This window comes from Streptomyces sp. NPDC030814, assembly GCF_055572155.1.
On the sequence record NZ_JBVIDX010000001.1, the window covers coordinates 632,877 to 649,523 of the forward strand.

19 protein-coding genes and 1 pseudogene are annotated in these 16,647 nt (G+C 72.3%); 13 read left to right on the plus strand and 7 right to left on the minus strand.

The genetic code is table 11. The features are described from left to right. Positions 1-382 precede the first annotated feature (382 nt). The 8 genes and pseudogenes from ACZ43N_RS02610 to hypA form a co-directional block, all read left to right on the plus strand. Positions 383-832: pseudogene (locus ACZ43N_RS02610) on the plus strand (hypothetical protein); the annotation flags it as partial. A 1-nt stretch (position 833) separates the two neighbouring features. Continuing rightward, positions 834-1,922, plus strand: coding sequence for an NADH-quinone oxidoreductase subunit B family protein (locus ACZ43N_RS02615; protein ID WP_468094501.1), 1,089 nt, complete (start codon positions 834-836; stop codon positions 1,920-1,922). Positions 1,923-2,061: 139 nt separating this feature from the next. Beyond that, positions 2,062-3,855, plus strand: coding sequence for a nickel-dependent hydrogenase large subunit (locus ACZ43N_RS02620; RefSeq protein ID WP_468094502.1), 1,794 nt, complete (start codon positions 2,062-2,064; stop codon positions 3,853-3,855). Continuing rightward, entirely contained in the window at positions 3,848-4,402 is a 555-nt protein-coding gene (locus ACZ43N_RS02625; RefSeq protein WP_468094503.1) for a NifU family protein, read from the plus strand. The genes ACZ43N_RS02620 and ACZ43N_RS02625 overlap by 8 nt, the downstream gene beginning before the upstream one ends. After that, on the plus strand, positions 4,399-4,995 hold the full coding sequence (locus tag ACZ43N_RS02630; RefSeq protein WP_468094504.1) for a DUF5947 family protein: 597 nt from the start codon (positions 4,399-4,401) through the stop codon (positions 4,993-4,995). The genes ACZ43N_RS02625 and ACZ43N_RS02630 overlap by 4 nt, the downstream gene beginning before the upstream one ends. A 41-nt stretch (positions 4,996-5,036) precedes the next feature. Next, positions 5,037-5,243, plus strand: coding sequence for a hypothetical protein (locus ACZ43N_RS02635; protein ID WP_468094505.1), 207 nt, complete (start codon positions 5,037-5,039; stop codon positions 5,241-5,243). Beyond that, entirely contained in the window at positions 5,240-5,467 is a 228-nt protein-coding gene (locus tag ACZ43N_RS02640; RefSeq protein WP_468094506.1) for a hypothetical protein, read from the plus strand. The genes ACZ43N_RS02635 and ACZ43N_RS02640 overlap by 4 nt, the downstream gene beginning before the upstream one ends. A gap of 7 nt (positions 5,468-5,474) precedes the next feature. Continuing rightward, positions 5,475-5,831, plus strand: coding sequence for a hydrogenase maturation nickel metallochaperone HypA (hypA, locus tag ACZ43N_RS02645; RefSeq protein WP_468094507.1), 357 nt, complete (start codon positions 5,475-5,477; stop codon positions 5,829-5,831). A gap of 44 nt (positions 5,832-5,875) precedes the next feature. Here the strand turns inward: hypA and hypE are convergent, their stop codons facing one another. From hypE to ACZ43N_RS02680, 7 genes are all read right to left on the minus strand, one after another. Then, positions 5,876-6,943 (minus strand): hydrogenase expression/formation protein HypE, encoded by a 1,068-nt coding sequence (gene hypE, locus ACZ43N_RS02650; protein WP_468094508.1) that lies wholly within the window; start codon positions 6,941-6,943, stop codon positions 5,876-5,878. Continuing rightward, on the minus strand, positions 6,936-8,081 hold the full coding sequence (gene hypD / locus ACZ43N_RS02655) for a hydrogenase formation protein HypD (protein WP_468094509.1): 1,146 nt from the start codon (positions 8,079-8,081) through the stop codon (positions 6,936-6,938). The genes hypE and hypD overlap by 8 nt, the downstream gene beginning before the upstream one ends. Then, entirely contained in the window at positions 8,078-8,359 is a 282-nt protein-coding gene (locus ACZ43N_RS02660) for a HypC/HybG/HupF family hydrogenase formation chaperone (protein WP_468094510.1), read from the minus strand. Before ACZ43N_RS02660 ends, hypD begins: the two co-directional genes overlap by 4 nt. A 3-nt stretch (positions 8,360-8,362) precedes the next feature. After that, entirely contained in the window at positions 8,363-10,711 is a 2,349-nt protein-coding gene (hypF, locus tag ACZ43N_RS02665; RefSeq protein ID WP_468094511.1) for a carbamoyltransferase HypF, read from the minus strand. Next, complete coding sequence (gene hypB / locus ACZ43N_RS02670) at positions 10,708-11,451, minus strand: hydrogenase nickel incorporation protein HypB (RefSeq protein ID WP_468094512.1); 744 nt, start codon at positions 11,449-11,451, stop codon at positions 10,708-10,710. Before hypB ends, hypF begins: the two co-directional genes overlap by 4 nt. A 116-nt stretch (positions 11,452-11,567) precedes the next feature. Beyond that, positions 11,568-12,101 carry a hydrogenase maturation protease gene (locus ACZ43N_RS02675; protein WP_468094513.1) on the minus strand — a complete coding sequence of 178 codons (534 nt, stop codon included), beginning with the start codon at positions 12,099-12,101 and terminating at the stop codon, positions 11,568-11,570. Next, positions 12,098-13,843, minus strand: a complete 1,746-nt coding sequence (locus ACZ43N_RS02680; protein WP_468094514.1) for a hydrogenase maturation protein — start codon at positions 13,841-13,843, stop codon at positions 12,098-12,100. The genes ACZ43N_RS02675 and ACZ43N_RS02680 overlap by 4 nt, the downstream gene beginning before the upstream one ends. Positions 13,844-14,082: 239 nt before the next feature. Between ACZ43N_RS02680 and ACZ43N_RS02685 the strand changes: the two genes are divergently transcribed. The 5 genes from ACZ43N_RS02685 to pucL all read left to right on the plus strand — a co-directional run bounded on the left by ACZ43N_RS02685 (position 14,083) and on the right by pucL (position 16,647). Further along, on the plus strand, positions 14,083-14,334 hold the full coding sequence (locus ACZ43N_RS02685) for a YkoF family thiamine-binding protein (RefSeq protein ID WP_468094515.1): 252 nt from the start codon (positions 14,083-14,085) through the stop codon (positions 14,332-14,334). After that, positions 14,331-14,708, plus strand: coding sequence for a helix-turn-helix domain-containing protein (locus tag ACZ43N_RS02690; protein ID WP_468094516.1), 378 nt, complete (start codon positions 14,331-14,333; stop codon positions 14,706-14,708). Before ACZ43N_RS02685 ends, ACZ43N_RS02690 begins: the two co-directional genes overlap by 4 nt. A 124-nt stretch (positions 14,709-14,832) precedes the next feature. Beyond that, positions 14,833-15,342 carry a 2-oxo-4-hydroxy-4-carboxy-5-ureidoimidazoline decarboxylase gene (uraD, locus tag ACZ43N_RS02695; protein WP_468094517.1) on the plus strand — a complete coding sequence of 170 codons (510 nt, stop codon included), beginning with the start codon at positions 14,833-14,835 and terminating at the stop codon, positions 15,340-15,342. Between the two features lie 7 nt (positions 15,343-15,349). Next, positions 15,350-15,739, plus strand: a complete 390-nt coding sequence (gene uraH, locus ACZ43N_RS02700) for a hydroxyisourate hydrolase (RefSeq protein ID WP_468094518.1) — start codon at positions 15,350-15,352, stop codon at positions 15,737-15,739. A gap of 5 nt (positions 15,740-15,744) precedes the next feature. Beyond that, positions 15,745-16,647: a factor-independent urate hydroxylase gene (gene pucL, locus ACZ43N_RS02705; protein WP_468094519.1), complete on the plus strand. Its 903-nt coding sequence runs from the start codon at positions 15,745-15,747 to the stop codon at positions 16,645-16,647.

The following is a 16,647-nucleotide window of genomic DNA, read 5'->3' on the forward strand; positions in this document are numbered from 1 at the left end:
AGTCGCTGCCTCGGACGCCGGTATGTCGCCTCTGGCTTCGGTCGCCGCCCCATTCGACCCGGCGTCGGCCGCCGGCATGCCGCCCCTGGCTCCGGGCATCGCCCCGGCAACCTCGACTTCGGCCGCGGCCATGTCGCCTCGGGCGCCGGGTGTCGCCCCTGGCGCCCCGACGCCAGTCGCTGCCCCGGGCGCCGGCATGCCGCCCCCGGCCTCGGGTGTCGCCCCGGCAACTTCGACTTCGGCCGCGGCCATGTCGCCTCGGGCGCCGGGTGTCGCCCCAGCCGACCCGGCGCCGGCCGCCGGCATGCCGCCCCCGGCTTCGGGTATCGCCCCGGCAACCCCCACTCAGTCCGCCGCCACGCCGCCCCCGTCTCCGGTCGCTGCCCCGACAACCCCGGCCCCGGTCGCCACCCCACCGCCTTCGCCCCCCGAGCGCCCCGTCTGGTGGCAGGAAGGCGCCGACGACGGTCTCTCCCCGGCCACCGAGACCGTGCTCGTCGGCGGTGTCCCGCTCGGCGGCGGCAGTCGCGTACGGCTTCGGCCCCGTAGGAGCGCCGACGCCCAGGACATGTTCCTGGCCGGGCGCACCGCGGACGTGGCCGCCGTCTTCCACGACGTCGACGGCAGCGTGCATCTCGCCGTCACCCTCGACGACGACCCCGCGTCCGAACTGCACACCTGGTACGGCCGCTTCCTCTACTTCCGGCCCGACGAGCTCGAACCACTGGAGCCCGCCACATCCCCGGACGAGCCGTCGACACCGGCTCCCGCCGCAGCTTCGGCGCGGCACACGACAACCGACTCCGAGACCCACCGCAGCGGAGGCCGATGACATGACCACCAGCAGCAGTACCACCGAAGTCAGCGAGGAGCCCAGCCGAGCCGAGGACCGTGAGGGCTTCGACGAGATCACGATCCTCTGGATCTCCGAGGGCATGAGCTGCGACGGCGACACCGTCTCGCTGACCGCCGCCGGCCAGCCCTCCATCGAGGACGTGGTCCTCGGGTTGATCCCCGGCCTGCCGAAGGTGAACCTCGTCAACAAGGTCCTGTCCCCGAGCCTGGGCGGCGAGGACTTCCTCGCCCCCTACCGGGCGGCGGCGCGCGGCGACCTGGCCCCCTTCATCCTCGTCATCGAGGGCTCGATCCCCAACCAGAACATCATCGAGGGCGACGGCTACTGGACGTCCTTCGGCAACGACCCGGAGACCGGTGAGCCGCAGACCCTCAACTGGTGGATCGACCAACTCGCCCCCAAGGCCTGGGCGGTGGTCGCCGCCGGCACCTGCGCCACGTTCGGCGGCATCCACGCCATGGCCGGCAACCCGACCGGATGCATGGGCCTCGCCGACTACCTGGGCTGGGACTACACCTCCCAGGGCGGGCTGCCCGTGGTCAACGTGCCGGGCTGCCCGATCCAGCCCGAGAACTTCATGGAGACCCTGATCTGGGTCCTCTACCACGCCGCCGGTTCCGCGCCCCCGCCCCCGCTGGACCACATGCTGCGCCCGCAGTGGCTGTTCGGCAAGACGGTGCACGAGGGCTGCGACCGGGGCGCGTACTACGAGCAGGCCGGCTTCGCCAAGGACTACAACTCGCCCAAGTGCCTGGTGAAGACGGGCTGTTGGGGCCCCGTCGTCAACTGCAACGTGCCCAAGCGCGGCTGGATGGCCGGCATCGGCGGCTGTCCGAACGTCGGCGGCATCTGCATCGGCTGCACGATGCCCGGCTTCCCCGACGCCTTCATGCCGTTCATGGACGAGCCGCCGGGCGGAACCCTGTCCTCGCTGGCCATCAAGCCGTACGGGGCCGTCATCCGCCGACTGCGCGGCATGACGAACGAGTTGGTGAACCACGAGCCCAGGTGGCGCCACAACAAGCGCAAGCTGACCAGCGGCTACAACCCGCGCTACCGCCCCTGACACCGGGCGCACCGCGTTCCACCGCCGGGCCACCGGGCGCACCGCGTTCCACCGCTGCGACAACGACCCCCCAAGTACCACCAGCACCCCCACCACCCACCCACCCACACCACGCCGACAGCGAGGGGCATCACCGCACATGACCACCACCGAGGCCCGGCCCACTGAGCGCAAGCCGCCACAACTCGTGGACATGTCCTGGGATCCGATCACCCGGATCATCGGGAACCTGGGCATCTACACGAAGATCGACTTCGCCAACCGGGAAGTCGTGGAATGCCACAGCACCTCGTCGCTGTTCCGCGGCTACTCGGTGTTCATGAAGGGCAAGGACCCCCGCGACGCGGGCTTCATCACGTCCCGGATCTGCGGTATCTGCGGCGACAACCACACCACCTGCTCCGACTACGCGCAGCAGATGGCCTACGGCGTCAAACCGCCTCCGCTGGCCGACTACATCGTCAACCTCGGCGAGGCGGCCGAGTACATCTTCGACCACACGATCTTCCAGGACAACCTGGTCTTCGTGGACTTCTGCGAGGCGATGGTCAAGTCCACCAACCCCGGTGTGCTGGCCCGCGCCGAGGCCACGTCGGCACCGCGTGGCGACATCCACGGCTACCGCACGATCGCCGACATCATGCGGGCCTTCAACCCCTTCGAGGGCGAGGTCTACAAGGAGGCCCTGAAGGTCAGCCGGATCACCCGCGAGATGTTCTGCCTCATGGAGGGGCGGCACGTCCACCCCTCCACGCTGTACCCCGGCGGCGTCGGCACGATGCCGCAGCCGACCACCTTCACCGACTACCTCAGCCGGCTCATGCGGGTCATCGACTTCGTGAAGAAGGCCGTCGCCATGAACGACGACGTCTTCGACTTCTTCTACGAGGCGCTGCCCGGCTACGAGGAGGTCGGCCGCCGCCGTGTCCTGCTGGGCTGTTGGGGCGCCTTCCAGGACCCCATGACCGTCGACTACCGCTACGAGACGATGAACACCTGGGGCAAGCAGATGTACGTCACCCCGGGCGTCGTCGTCGACGGCGAACTCGTCACCAACAACCTCATCGACATCAACCTCGGCCTGCGCATCATGCTGGGCAGTTCGTACTACGAGGACTGGGTCAACGAGCAGCCCTTCGTCACCCACGACCCGCTCGGCAACCCCGTCGACATGCGCCACCCGTGGAACCAGACCACCGTCCCGGTGCCGCAGAAGCGGAACTTCGACGACAAGTACAGCTGGGTCATGAGCCCCCGCTGGCTCGACCCCCGTACCGGGGACCACCTCGCCCTCGACACCGGCGGCGGCCCCCTCGCCCGCCTGTGGTCGACGGCGCTGAGCGGCCTCGTCGACACCCCCTACGTCAAGGCCACCGGGCACAGCGTGCGCATCTCCCTGCCCAAGGGCGAGAAGCTCCCGGAGACGACGTTCGAGTGGCGCATCCCGCAGTGGAGCAACACCATCGAACGCGACCGTGCCCGGCCGTACTTCGTCGCCTACGCTGCCGCGATGGCCCTCCAGTTCCTGGAGGAGGCCATGGGGCTGGTGCGGGCGGGCGAGACCAAGGTGTTCGAGAACTTCGAGGTGCCCGACGAGGCGATCGGCTGCGGCTTCCACGAGGCGGTGCGCGGCGTCCTCTCCCACCACCTGGTGATCAAGGACAAGAAGATCGCCAACTACCACCCGTACCCGCCCACCCCCTGGAACGCCAGCCCCCGCGACATGTACGGCACTCCGGGGCCGTACGAGGACGCCGTCCAGGGCCAGCCGATCTTCGAGGAGAACGGTCCCGACGACTTCAAGGGCATCGACATCATGCGCACCGTGCGCAGCTTCGACCCCTGCCTGCCGTGCGGCGTGCACATGTACGTCGGCAAGGGCAAGACGCTGACCACGCTCCACTCGCCGACATACGGGGCGAACCATGGCTGAGGCCGCCGCCCCCGCACGGCTCGCTGACCCGGACGTCGAGGCCCGGCTCGCCCGCCTCGACGAGCTGCTGGAGGAAGTCGCGTCCGCACCCGGCCCGGCGACGCGCTCCGCGACCGAGGCGGTACGGCTGCTGACCGAGGTGTACGGCGAGGCGCTGGCCCGGGTCCTCGACCACACGGACCCGCCGCTGGCCGAGCGGCTCGCCGACGACGAACTGCTGGGCCACCTGCTGGTGCTGCACGACATCCACCCCGAGCCGCCCGAGGACCGGGCGGCCCGCGCGGTCGAACGCCTGCGCCCCGCCGTGCGGGAACGCGGCGGCGACGTCGAGTGGGCCGGTGTGGACGGCGACGTGGCCCGGGTGCGGCTGACGTCGGGCGGCGGATGCGGCTCCGGGTGCGGCGGCGGAGGCGGCGACATGAGCGCCGCCGTCCGGGAGGCGGTGCTCGCCATGGCCCCCGAACTGAGCGAGGTGGAGCCGCTGCCGGAGACACCGGCCCCCGCGTTCGTACCGCTGACCACGCTCAAGCGCCGGGGTGCCCCGTGACCAGCGGGGGCGCGCTGGCCCGCCTCATCCGGTCCTCGGCCGACCGCACCGCGGCGGCCGGGGCGGAGGTGTGCGACCTGTGCGCCGCTCCGGTCGCCGACGAGCACGCCCACCTCTACGACACCGGGCAGGCGCAGGTGCGCTGCGTGTGCGGCCCCTGCTCGGTGCTGTTCGCCGAGGCCAGTGCGGGTGACGGCCACTACCGGCTCGTGCCCCGGCGCAGGGTGAGGCTGCCGCACCTGGACACAGCTGTGCTGGGCGTGCCCGTCGGCCTGGTCTTCTTCGTGCCCCGGGCCGACGGCACGGTCACCGCCGAGGGCCCGAGCCCCGCGGGCGCCATGCGGTGGGAGGTGGACGCGGCCGCCTGGAAGGAGCTGACCGGGACGTGTCCGCAGCTCGCCGGCATGGAACCCGACGTGGAGGCCCTGCTGGTGAACACCGTCCACGGACTCGACCACCACTGGATCGTGCCGGTCGACGACTGCTACCGCATGGTCGCCGTGGTACGCCGCGAGTGGCGCGGCCTGTCCGGTGGCGGCCGGGTCTGGCCGGCCGTCGAGCAGTTCTTCGAGGACCTCACCGAGCGGTCATGAGCACGCACTCCGCAGGTCGGAGGCGAGGAAGGAGAGCACCCATGGGCAGCATCAGAGTGGGCCGGGCCCAGGCCAGGCCCGACACGCCCCGGCACGTCACGGGCATGCACCAGGGCAACCGGGGACCGTACAAGGACCAGAAGGGACACCACGAGGACGGCACCGCGGACGCGCGCCGCTCCACCGGGATCCACTGGAAGCGGCATGACACCCTCGCGGAGACCATGCCGAACATCTCACCGGGATGAGACAGCAGGGAGTCGCCGTGATGATGACGTACATGCGCGTACGAAGGCCGGCCGCCGTCAGCAGGCGGGGCGGGATGACCGGACAGCGGGTCCTGAAGGCCGAGGCCGCCATGGTCGGCGGTCTGGCCCTGGCGCTGCTCCTGTGGGAGCTGCCGAGCCTGCGGCGGGAGGCGCGGATCTGGCGGATGGCCGGCGGTTTCCGTGCCGGCCGCCGGTATCCGTGAGCGGATCGTGCACGAACTGTCGATCGCGACCGCGATCATCGAACGGGCCGATGAGCTGGCCCGGGCGGACGGCACGGACTCCGTCTCGGCGGTCACCGTCCGGGTGGGGGAGCTGGCGGGCGTCGTACCCGACGCCCTGAGCTTCGCCTTCGAGGTGGCCCGTGACGGCACCGCCCTCGCCGGAGCGCGGCTCCTGGTCGAGCAGGTCCCCGCACAGGCCTGGTGCGGGGAGTGCGCCGAGGAGTTCGCGGTGGGCATGCCGCCCTTCTTCTGGTGCCCGCACTGCGACCGGCCCTCCACCGAGCTGCGCAGCGGCCGCGAACTGGAGATCGCCGCGATCGAGCCGGCACCGGCCACCGCATAGCCGAGGGCCCCGCCGGTATACCGGTGGGGCCCTCGGACGTCACCTCAGCAGATGCGCGGGAGCTGCTCGCCGAGCGGCAGATCCACCACCCGCGTGCCGCCGAGACCGGTGGCGACCACGACCATGCCCGGATGCTCGGCGACGCACTCGCCGATCAGCGTGGCGCCGGCGCCCCGCGGGTGGGCGCGCATCGCCGCGAGCACCTCCTCCGCAGCCGAGGGAGGCACGAAGGCCACCAGCCGGCCCTCGTTGGCGACGTAGAGGGGGTCGAGCCCGAGGAAACCGCAGGCGTTGGCCACCGCGTCCGGCACCGGAACGGCGCGCTCCTGGAGCCGGACGCCGACCCCGGAGGCACGGGCGATCTCGTTCAGGGACGCCGCGAGGCCGCCCCTGGTGGGATCACGCAGTACATGGATGTCGGGCGTGACGGCCAGCATCGCCGCGACCAGATCCGCGAGCGGCGCCGTGTCGCTGGCGATGTCCACCCCGAACTCCAGGCCCTCCCGCACGCTCATGATCGCCACCCCGTGCAGGCCGATCGGCCCGCTGACGATGACCGCGTCCCCCGGCCGCGCCCGCTGGGGCCGGATGTCCACACCGTCCGGCACCAGCCCCACACCGGCGGTGGTGACGTACACCCCGTCGCCGTGCCCGGACTCCACCACCTTGGTGTCACCCGTGGCGACGACGACGCCGGCGGACTCGGCCGCCGTGCCCATGGCGCGCGCGATCCGCTCCACGACCGTCAGTTCCACGCCCTCTTCCAGGACGAAGGCGGCGGAGAGGAACGCGGGTCGCGCACCGCTCATCGCCAGGTCGTTGACGGTGCCGTTGACCGCCAGATCGCCCAGGCAGCCACCGGGGAAGAACAGCGGCCTGACCACATAGGAGTCGGTGGAGAAGGCCAGCCGCGCGCCGCCCAGTTCGACGACGGCGGAGTCGGCGAGTGACGCGAGGACGGCGTTGCCGTAGGCGGGGGCGAAGACCTGCTCCACCAGTTCCGCCGACAGCGCGCCTCCTCCGCCGTGCCCCATCACCACGACCGGCTGGTCGCGCAGCGGGGCGGGACAGGTCCACTGGGCGGGGTCGACCACATCGACGTGTTCAGGCAACGGGGTTCATCTCCTCCCGCGCGACCGGGGCGGCCTGCGGTGTCGGGCCGTCGTTCATCCGGCGGTACAGGTAGTAGGCCGCGCAGGCGCCCTCGCTGGAGACCATGGTGGCGCCGAGCGGGGTGCGCGGGGTGCACGTGGTGCCGAACGCGGCGCACTCCGTGGGCTTGATCAGTCCCTGGAGCACCTCGCCGCTGCGGCACTCGGCCGGCTCCTCGGTACGGATCCCCGTGACGTCGAAGCGGTGCTCGGCGTCGTACGTGCGGAAGGCGTCGGTCAGCCGCCAGCCACTCGCCGGGATGCGTCCGATACCCCGCCAGTTGCGGTCGGTGACTTCGAAGACCTCCTCGATCATGCGGACGGCGGCGGGATTGCCCTCCTCGCGCACGGCGCGCGCGTAGGCGTTCTCCACCCGGTGCTCGCCGCGCTCCAGCTGGCGGACCGCGCGGCGGATGCCCTCCAGGATGTCCAGGGGTTCAAAGCCCGTCACCACGATCGGAACGCGGTACCGCTCGGCGAGTTCCGGGTACTCGGCCGTGCCCATCACGCTGCACACGTGCCCGGCGGCCAGGAACCCCTGCACCCGGCAGGAGGGCGCCGTCATGATCGCCTCGACGGCCGGGGGCACCCGTACGTGCGACACCAGCAGGCTGAAGTTGGTCAGGCCCAGGCGGCGCGCCTGGTGCACGGCCATCGCGTTGGCGGGGGCCGTGGTCTCGAAGCCGATGGCGAAGAAGACCACCTCCCGGTCCGGGTTGCGGCGGGCCAGCTCCAGGGCGTCGAGCGGCGAGTACACCACGCGGACGTCACCGCCCCCGCCCTTGACCCGGAACAGGTCCCGGTCGGTGCCGGGCACACGGAGCATGTCCCCGAACGAGCAGAAGATCACCCCGGGGCGCGCGGCGATCTCCAGCGCCTTGTCGATGACCTCCAGGGGCGTCACACACACGGGGCAGCCGGGCCCGTGGATCAACTCCACCTCCTCGGGCAGCAGACGGTCGATGCCGTGCCGCACGATCGAGTGGGTCTGCCCGCCGCACACCTCCATCAGGGCCCACGGCCGGGTGGCGGTGGCACGGATCTCGTCCAGCAGCCGCCGCGCCAGAGCGGGGTCGTTGAACTCGTCGATGTACTTCACGCGGTTCCCGCCTCCTTCGCCGCCTGCTCCCAGGCGTCGCCGAACTCCTCCTCCAGAAGCCCCAGTTCCTCGAAGAGCTGCAGGGAGGCCAGGGCCGACTCCTCGTCCAGGCGCTGGAGGGCGAAGCCGACGTGCACGATGACGTACTCACCGACGCGCACATCGGGCACGTACTCCAGACACGCCTGCTTCTGCACACCGCCGAAGTCGATCAGCCCGGTGAGCGGGTCGGCGCTGGCGTCGATGGCCACGACCTTGCCGGGCACTGCCAAACACATGGGTCACTCCTCTTGTCGTCGGTGAGCCGCGACCACCAGTTGGCCGAGGGCCAGCCCGCCGTCGTTCGGCGGGACCTCGCCGTGCCGCAGCACCGCGAAGCCCGCCCCGGCCAGCAGCCGCGCGCACTCCTCCTCCAGCAGGGCGTTGGCGAAGACCCCACCGCTGAGGGCGACGACGGCCCGGCCGGTGTCCCGGCGCGCCCGCCGGCAGAGCTCCAGGACGGCCCGCGCGACACCACGGTGGAAGCGCGCCGCCAGCACGGCGGGCGGAGTGCCCCGGCGCAGGTCGGCGACGAGCGCGCGCAGCACGGGCGCGGGATCCCACACGTCGGCGGTGATGCCGAAGGCGTACGCCGAGGTGTCGGCGTCCCAGGCCGCGGCGGCCACCGCCTCCAGCTCCAGGGCGGCCTGGGCCTCGTATCCCGCGCGGTGGCACACACCTGCCAGGGACGACACGGCGTCGAAGAGCCGGCCCATGCTGGACGTCGCCACACAGGCCAGCCCGCCCGACAACTGCCGTTCGAGAAGCCGGAGTTCATCGGAATCGCAGGCGGTCACACAAGGCAGGTCCGCATCCCAACGCAGGCCCGCTGCCCACAGCCGGGACAGCGCGAGGCGGCAGGGGTTGGCCACGCCGGCGTCCCCACCGGGCAGCGGGGCGGGGGCCAGATGGGCGAAGCGCCGGTGGCCCGCGTAGTCGGCGAGCAGGATCTCACCGCCCCAGACGGTGCCGTCGTCGCCGTATCCCGTGCCGTCGAACGCGACGCCGATGACGGGCGTCGTGCCGTCGAGGCCGTGCTCGGCCATCGCCGAGGCGATGTGCGCGTGGTGGTGCTGGACGAGCACGGGCCTGCCCCCGGCCAGTCGGGCGGCCCACCGAGCCGAGTGGTAGCCCGGATGCCGGTCCGCGGCGACGAGCCCGGGACTGACGCCGGTCAGACACCGCATCTGCGTCTCCGCCCGCCGGGCCGCCTCCAGGGTGGCCAGGTCACCCATGTCGCCGATGTGCGGACCGAACCACGCCTGGTCGTCCTCGCCGACGCACAGGGCGTTCTTCACATCGCCGCCCACCGCGAGCGCGGGCCGCACCGCCACCGGCAGCCGCAGCGGGCGGGGCACATACCCCCGGGACCGGCGCAGCACCTGCTCGGTGCCGTCGGGGCGCACCCGCAGCAGGGAGTCGTCGCAGGGCGCGGAGACCGCCCGGTCATGGGCGAGCCAGGCGTCCGCGAGGCCGGCCAGCCGGGTCAGCGCCTGGTCGTCGTCCGTGACGATCGGTTCTCCCGAGCGGTTGCCGCTCGTCATCACCAGCGCGGGCGGGCCCGGCGGATCGCCGGGCAGCCCGAACAGCAGCGTGTGCAGCGGCGTGTACGGCAGCATGACGCCGAGGTGCGGGCTGCCGGGACAGACACCGGGCGCGAGGAGGTGCTGCCCCGCGCGCGGGCGCAGCAGGACGATGGGGCGCCGGGGGCCGGTGAGCGTCGCCTCCTCGGCCGTGGAGACGGCGGCGATCCGCCGTACGGTGTCGAGGTCCGCGCACATCACCGCGAACGGTTTGCCGCCGCGCGCCTTGCGGGCGCGCAGGGTGTCGACGGCGGTCGCGTCGGTGGCGTCGCACGCCAGGTGGTAGCCGCCCAGGCCCTTGACGGCGACGATCCGGCCGGCGGCCAGCAGCGCGCGTGCCGTCGCGAGGGCGCCGGCTTCCCGGGCGGGCCGGACGCCGCTGCCCGCCGCGGGCACCAGACGCAGCCGGGGCCCGCAGTCGGGGCAGGCGACGGGCTGGGCGTGGAAGCGGCGGTCGCCGGGATCGCCGTACTCCCGGGCGCAGGCCGAACACATGGGGAAGCCGGCCATGGTGGTGACCGCCCGGTCGTACGGCATCCCGGTGGCGATGGTGAAGCGGGGACCGCAGTGGGTGCAGGTGACGAAGGGGTGACGGTGCCGGCGGTCGCCCGGATCGGCCAGCTCCCGCAGACAGTCCGCGCAGGTCGCCACGTCCGGCGGCAGCAGGGTGCGGCCCTGGGACCGTTCGGTGGAACGGATCGTGAAGGCGTCGTCGGCGCCGGTGGCGGACAGGTCCTCGACCTCGACCCCGGTGACGGCGGCCAGCGGCGGTGCCTGGGCGGCCAGCCGGTCGCAGAAGAGGGCGATGCCGTCCGGCGGGCCCTCCACCTCGATGAGCACGCCGTTCGCCGTGTTGCTCACGTACCCCGCCAGGGCCAGGTCGGTGGCCAGGCGGTGGACGAACGGGCGGAAGCCCACGCCCTGCACCGTTCCGCGCACCGTGACCCGTCGGCGCACCGTCCGCTCGCCGCCGGTGCCGCGCGGAGCGCGGGTGGCGGGTGCCGTCACGAGACGCGGCCGGCCGCGAGGCCGGCCCCCGCGTCCTCATGGCTGTGCGGGTGCGGCGCCAGGGGAGGGCGATGGACGGGCGCCCCGTCCCGCACCGCGAGCACCCGTCCCAGGACGGTGTCGACGCCCTCGCCGCTGCGGGCACAGGACGGCACCACCTCCACTCCCGGGTTGACCCGCCGTAGATGGGCGTGGAAGGCGGACTCGTCGAACCCGGCGGCCTCGTCCAGATCGGTCTTCGTGAGCACCACGAGATGGGCGGAGCCGAAGGCAGCGGGGTACTTCAGCGGCTTGTCCTCCCCCTCCGTCACCGCCATCAGGACGATCCGCAGGCTCTCCCCGAGGTCGTAGGAGGCCGGGCAGACGAGGTTCCCCACGTTCTCCACGAACAGCACCGAGGTGTCCGGGGGCATCCAGCTCTCCACATGGCCGCGCAGCTGCCGGGCCTCCAGATGGCACAGACCGTCGGTCAGCAGCTGCTTCACCGGCGCCCCCGAACGGGCGAGCCGGCGGGCGTCGTTCTCCGTAGCCAGGTCCGCGGTCAGCGCGGCCACCGGGACACCCCGCTCCACCGCCCGCGCCAGCACCCGCCCGAGCAGTTCGGTCTTGCCGCTGCCCGGGCTGGACAGCAGGTTGACCACGGTCACTCCGCGTCCGGTGAGTTCGTCGCGCAGCCTCGCGGCCAGCCCGTCGTTCTTCGCCAGGACGGCCTGGGTGACGTCGTCCACGGACTCGCACATGGGCGCAGCTCCTCGCGAGGGGTCGGGTACGTCGGACCGCTGCCGATCCTCCGCGCCGTCGGCCGCCGGGCCCGGGAGACGGGCCGCGGACGGGCCTTCGGATTCCTCCGGGCGGCTCAACCAGGGATCGCCGCCCGAGGCGGCGGAGGCGTCGCCGCCGGGTCGGCGAGCAGCGCAGGGACCAGGGTGTGCAGCGCCGTGACGGCCCGTGCGACGGCGTCGCGCACCGTCGCGCTGATCCCCGGGGCGATGTCCTCGTCGCCCAGGGGCAGCACCTCCGGTTCGCAGGCGAGGACGAGGACGCGGGGGAGCGGCTCGTCACCCAGGTGGGCGGCGAGGGCCAGGACCTTCGCCGGATCCATGCCGTGCGCCTCGGGCGGGGTGCCGGCGGTGGCGCGGCCGGGGAGTTCGGGTTCGATCAGCGACAGGGTGCCGGGCCGGTGCCCCCGCACGGACGCGTCGACCAGGACGGCCGTGTCGTAGCCGCCGAGCAGTTCGTAGGCGAGGTCCATGCCCCGGATGCCGAAGTCCCGGACCCGCGCCTCGGGCGGCAGCGGGCGCCCGTCCAGGGCGCGGATGACCTCGGGGCCGAAGGCGTCGTCCGCGAGGAAGATGTTGCCGACGCCCGCCACCAGCAGGCGCGCGCTCATCGCGCGCCTCCCGTGGCCAGGGGCCGGGCGGAGCCGTGCGGGAGCTTCCGGACGAACGTCGACCGCAGGGCGTGGTACGGGGCGTGCGGATCGAAGAAGACGGCGTGCATACGGGCCAGTTCGGCGCGCCGGTACTCGGCGAGGGGGCGGCGCTCCTCGTCCGCCCGGCGTGCCGCGGCCTTCGCGGCGATCCGCGACGCGAGGTCCGGGGCGTCGGCCAGTGCCGCGGCCATACCTGTGACCTCGGCGGTGAAACCCTCGGGCGGGGCCGGCACCGCACGGTCCACCAGCCCGATCCGTGCGGCGGTCGCGGCGCTCACCGGCAGCGCCTCGCTCGTCAGCCGCTCGGCCGTCTGCGCCCCGACGCGACGGGGAAGGGTGTACGTCCAGTACTCCGACCCGTACAGGCCCATGCGCCGGTAGTGCGGGTTGAGGACGGCGCCCTCGCGGCACCACACCTCGTCGGCGGCCAGGGCGAGCATGACGCCGCCGGCCGCCGCGTTGCCGCCGAGCGCCGCCACCACCAGGCGGTCGGTGGTGCGCAGCACCGCCTCGACCAGGTCGTTCATGGCGTTGAGGTTGGCCCAGGACTCGGCCGCCGGGTCGGCCGACGCCTCGATGACGCCCAGGTGGATGCCGTTGGAGAAGAAGTCGCGCGATCCGCCCAGCACCAGGACCGACGTGGGACGGGCGAGTGCGTACCGGTAGGCGTCGAGCAGCCGGCGACAGTGGTCGGTGCCCATGGCGCCGCCGGGGAAGGAGAAGTCCAGGAACCCGACGGAGCCGTGCTGCCGGTACCTGATGTCGGTGAAGGTGCGCCGGCCCGGGGGCAGTTCGAGCGGGACGGTGCTCACCGGCAGCCGGTGCGGGCGGCCGTCGGGGTCCGGCGTCCCCCGGGCGGCGCCGGGCGGAGCGGGGAAGCCGGCGAGGACGGACACCGCCGGGCGGCGAAACGGCGCCGGGTCGCCGGAACCCTTGCGGGGGCGCAGCTCCGGGATCCACACCGCTCCGTCCCGGGTGGCCCGGCAGACCGCGCCGGCCCGCGTCGCCAGCAGTTCGCCGGGAGCGCCGCGGAGCCTGTCCTCGGCGTGTCCGCCGTGCAGGAACACCTCCCGGCCGAGGAGTTCGTCCAGGACTCCCGGCTGCGAGTCGGCCCCGCGGAGCTTTCGCAGCACCGTCTCCGTGCCGTCGCTCTCCCAGTCGATACCGCGCCGCTCCTGGCGGAAGACGTCGCGCCACACCACCCGAATCCCGGGATCGCTCTGCGTCCGCGGCTTGAAGGACCCGTCGGCGTACCGCTGGACGGCCAGCAGGACGGCGGCCGAGGCGGCGTCGGAGACCTCGCCCCGGTACAGGTCGCTCTTGCCGACCGGCGGCACCGGGAAGGAAACGGCGGCCCAGATGTCACCGGCGTCCATCCCCGCCTCTGCCTGGAGCACCGTCACACCCCAGTGGGGCGCCTCCTCGGCGATCGCCCAGTCCAGGGAGGACGGACCGCGGTCGCCGGGCGGCCCCGGGTGCACGATGAGGCAGGTGTGCTCCCGCCACACCTCCTCGGGCAGTGCCGTCCTCAGCATCGGGGCGACGATCAGTTCCGGGCGCGCCTCCCGCACGGCGGCCGACACCGCTTCGGTGCCGTGCGAGGCCAGAACGACGTCCACCCGGTGCCCCCGGTCCGACAGTTCCGCGTACACACGCTGGGAAAGGCTGTTGAACGCGCTGGCTACGAGCAAGATGTCCATGATGTGGCATGTTCGCCGGTCCGGGGAGGGGCGCGAAGGACCACGGCGGCGTTTCGCCGGGCTCCCGTCCCGAGGCGGGCGTGCTCGGCGGGGACCGGTCGCCGTCAAGGGGCCCTTTCACTATGAGCGACCCGGGCGGGCATAGTGAAAGGACCCCTGAGGTCGTGTCGGAGCGGCTGGGGCACACCGCCGGTGTGATGACAGAACATGCAGGTCAGAGCCAACATCATGGGGGCGTAGTGCGATTGCGAGTGGAGTTCACCACCGAGCCGTTCGATCTGGACGAGCCGCCCCGGCACGCCCTGGTCGCCCGGGACGTGATCGAGGCCGCCGAGCTGGACGCCGTCGACGTGGGCCCCTTCGGCAACACCGCCGAGGGCGGGTCCGACGCCGTCCTCGGCGCGGTCGACGCCCTGCTGCGCCGGGCCCTGGAGGCGGGCGCCACCCGGGTCTCGCTCCAGGTCAACGTGGTCAGGGAGGGGCAGGGGTGACCGCCGCCGGGGACGACCCCTTCGTCGCGGCCGTCAAGCCGCTGGTCGACGCCATGGGCGGGGTCCTGTTGCCGCCGGGCGAGGCGGGCCCCGACGACGTCGTGCTCTCCTGGCAGGGCGCCGACGTCGTCGCCGTACGTCTGCCGCAGCTCGCCGAGTCGCTGGATCACATCCTGGCGGCGCTGGAGCGCAAGCACGGCAAGGCCCTCGCCGACCTCGACCGCAAGACCAAGCAGGAGATCGTGCGGACGCTGGAAGCGCGCGGCGCCTTCTCCGTGCGGCACGGTGTGGAGACCGTCGCGAGCGCGCTCGGCGTCAGCCGCTTCACCGTCTACAACTACCTGAACAGGGAGAACGCGGCGAAGGGCCAGTGAGGGGCGGTCCCGCCGCCCCGGGATGCGGCCGCCGCGGCGTTTTTTCAACAAACTGTTGACGTGATGTCGTCGCGGGGCGTTAGCTTGCTGTAGCCAGTCCAGCACCACGGCCACGGAGGCTCCCGTGACTTCGCGTTCCTCGACGCCGGGCCTCACCCGGTTCAACACCCTGGAGAAGCAAGCCGCCGTCGCCGCGCTCCACGAGGCGTGCGCCTCGGCGGAATGGGGGCGCAGACTCCTGGCCGGCCGTCCGTACGCCACCGTCGACGACCTCCTCGCCGCCAGTGACGCCGCCATGGCCGAGCTGACCGCCGAGGACCTGGCGGAGGCGATGGCCGGACACCCGCCGATCGGCCGCCCCACTCCGGGCGACCCGACGTCCGCCCGGGAACAGCGCGGCATGGCCGGCGCCTCCGACGAGCTGAAGGCTCAGATGCTCGAACTGAACCTGGCCTACCAGGAGAAGTTCGGCCATGTCTTCCTGATCTGCGCCACCGGACGCACCGGCGAGCAGATGCGCGCGGCCGTCGCAGAGCGCATCGGCAACACGCCGGAGGCGGAACGCGAGATCGTCCGCGTCGAACTCGGCAAGATCAACCGCATCCGCCTCACCCGACTGGTCGAAGAGGACTGAGAGCAGCATGAGCACCAGCACCACGGCCTCCGTGTCCACGCACATCCTGGACACCAGCGTCGGCCGCCCCGCCTCCGGGGTCGCCGTCCGGCTCGCCGCCCGTTCGGGACGCGACGCGGGCTGGCGGGAACTCGGCGGTTCCGCGACCGACGCCGACGGCCGGTGCAAGGACCTCCCGGCGCTGCCGGAAGGGACGACCCATGTACGGCTCGACTTCGCCGTGGAGCCGTACTTCGAGAACAAGCAAGCCGAGACACAGCAGGACGCCCCCGCGCATCGGGACAGCGGTGTGTTCTTCCCCGAGGTGGTCATCACGTTCGGCGTCGAAGCCGGCGAGCACTACCACGTACCGCTGCTGCTCAACCCGTTCGGCTACTCCGTATACCGAGGGAGTTAGCACGCATGCCCATTCTTGGACAGAACCAGTACGGCAAGGCCGAGAACCGCGTCGTACGCATCACGCGGGACGGCGCCACCCACCACATCAAGGACCTGAACGTCTCGGTGTCCCTCTCCGGTGACATGGACGAGGTCCACCTCTCCGGCTCCAACGCCAACGTCCTGCCGACGGACACCACCAAGAACACGGTGTACGCCTTCGCCAAGGAGCACGGCATCGAGTCCGCCGAGCAGTTCGGCATCCATCTCGCCCGGCACTTCGTGACCTCCCAGCCGGCCATCCACCGGGCCCGCATCCGCATCGAGGAGTACTCCTGGGAGCGCATCGAGCACTCCGGGAACGGCGCGCACTCCTTCGTCCGCAAGGGCCAGGAGACCCGGCTCGCCCAGATCACCTACGACGGCTCGGCCTGGGAGGTCGTCTCCGGCCTCAAGGACCTCACCGTCATGAACTCGACCGACTCCGAGTTCTGGGGCTACGTCAAGGACAAGTACACGACCCTCCCCGAGGCGCACGACCGTATCCTCGCCACCGACGTCTCCGGCCGCTGGCGGTTCAACTGGACCGACGACGAGCAGCCGGCGCCCGCCTGGGACGCGTCGTACGCGCAGGTCAAGCGGCACATGCTGGAGGCCTTCGCCGAGACGTACTCGCTGTCGCTGCAGCAGACCCTCTACGCGATGGGCGCCCGGATCATCGACCACCGGAGCGAGGTCGACGAGGTCCGCTTCTCCCTGCCGAACAAGCACCACTTCCTGGTGGACCTCGCCCCGTTCGGCCTCAAGAACGACACCGCCGAAGGAGCTGTGTACTTCGCCGCCGACCGCCCCTACGGCCTCATCGAGGCGACCGTCCTGCGGGACGGCGTCGAGGCGCGCATCCCGGCCGACCTCACCAACCTCTGA

What these genes read in the sequence shown, in the direction of transcription:
- ACZ43N_RS02615 (WP_468094501.1), top strand. Translation starts at nt 834, where the DNA reads ATGACCACCAGCAGCAGTACCACCGAAGTCAGCGAGGAGCCCAGCCGA.
- ACZ43N_RS02620 (WP_468094502.1), top strand. Translation starts at nt 2,062, where the DNA reads ATGACCACCACCGAGGCCCGGCCCACTGAGCGCAAGCCGCCACAACTC.
- ACZ43N_RS02625 (WP_468094503.1), top strand. Translation starts at nt 3,848, where the DNA reads ATGGCTGAGGCCGCCGCCCCCGCACGGCTCGCTGACCCGGACGTCGAG.
- ACZ43N_RS02635 (WP_468094505.1), top strand. Translation starts at nt 5,037, where the DNA reads ATGGGCAGCATCAGAGTGGGCCGGGCCCAGGCCAGGCCCGACACGCCC.
- ACZ43N_RS02640 (WP_468094506.1), top strand. Translation starts at nt 5,240, where the DNA reads ATGAGACAGCAGGGAGTCGCCGTGATGATGACGTACATGCGCGTACGA.
- ACZ43N_RS02660 (WP_468094510.1), bottom strand. Translation starts at nt 8,359, where the DNA reads ATGTGTTTGGCAGTGCCCGGCAAGGTCGTGGCCATCGACGCCAGCGCC.
- hypB (WP_468094512.1), bottom strand. Translation starts at nt 11,451, where the DNA reads ATGTGCGAGTCCGTGGACGACGTCACCCAGGCCGTCCTGGCGAAGAAC.
- ACZ43N_RS02675 (WP_468094513.1), bottom strand. Translation starts at nt 12,101, where the DNA reads ATGAGCGCGCGCCTGCTGGTGGCGGGCGTCGGCAACATCTTCCTCGCG.
- ACZ43N_RS02680 (WP_468094514.1), bottom strand. Translation starts at nt 13,843, where the DNA reads ATGGACATCTTGCTCGTAGCCAGCGCGTTCAACAGCCTTTCCCAGCGT.
- uraH (WP_468094518.1), top strand. Translation starts at nt 15,350, where the DNA reads ATGAGCACCAGCACCACGGCCTCCGTGTCCACGCACATCCTGGACACC.
- pucL (WP_468094519.1), top strand. Translation starts at nt 15,745, where the DNA reads ATGCCCATTCTTGGACAGAACCAGTACGGCAAGGCCGAGAACCGCGTC.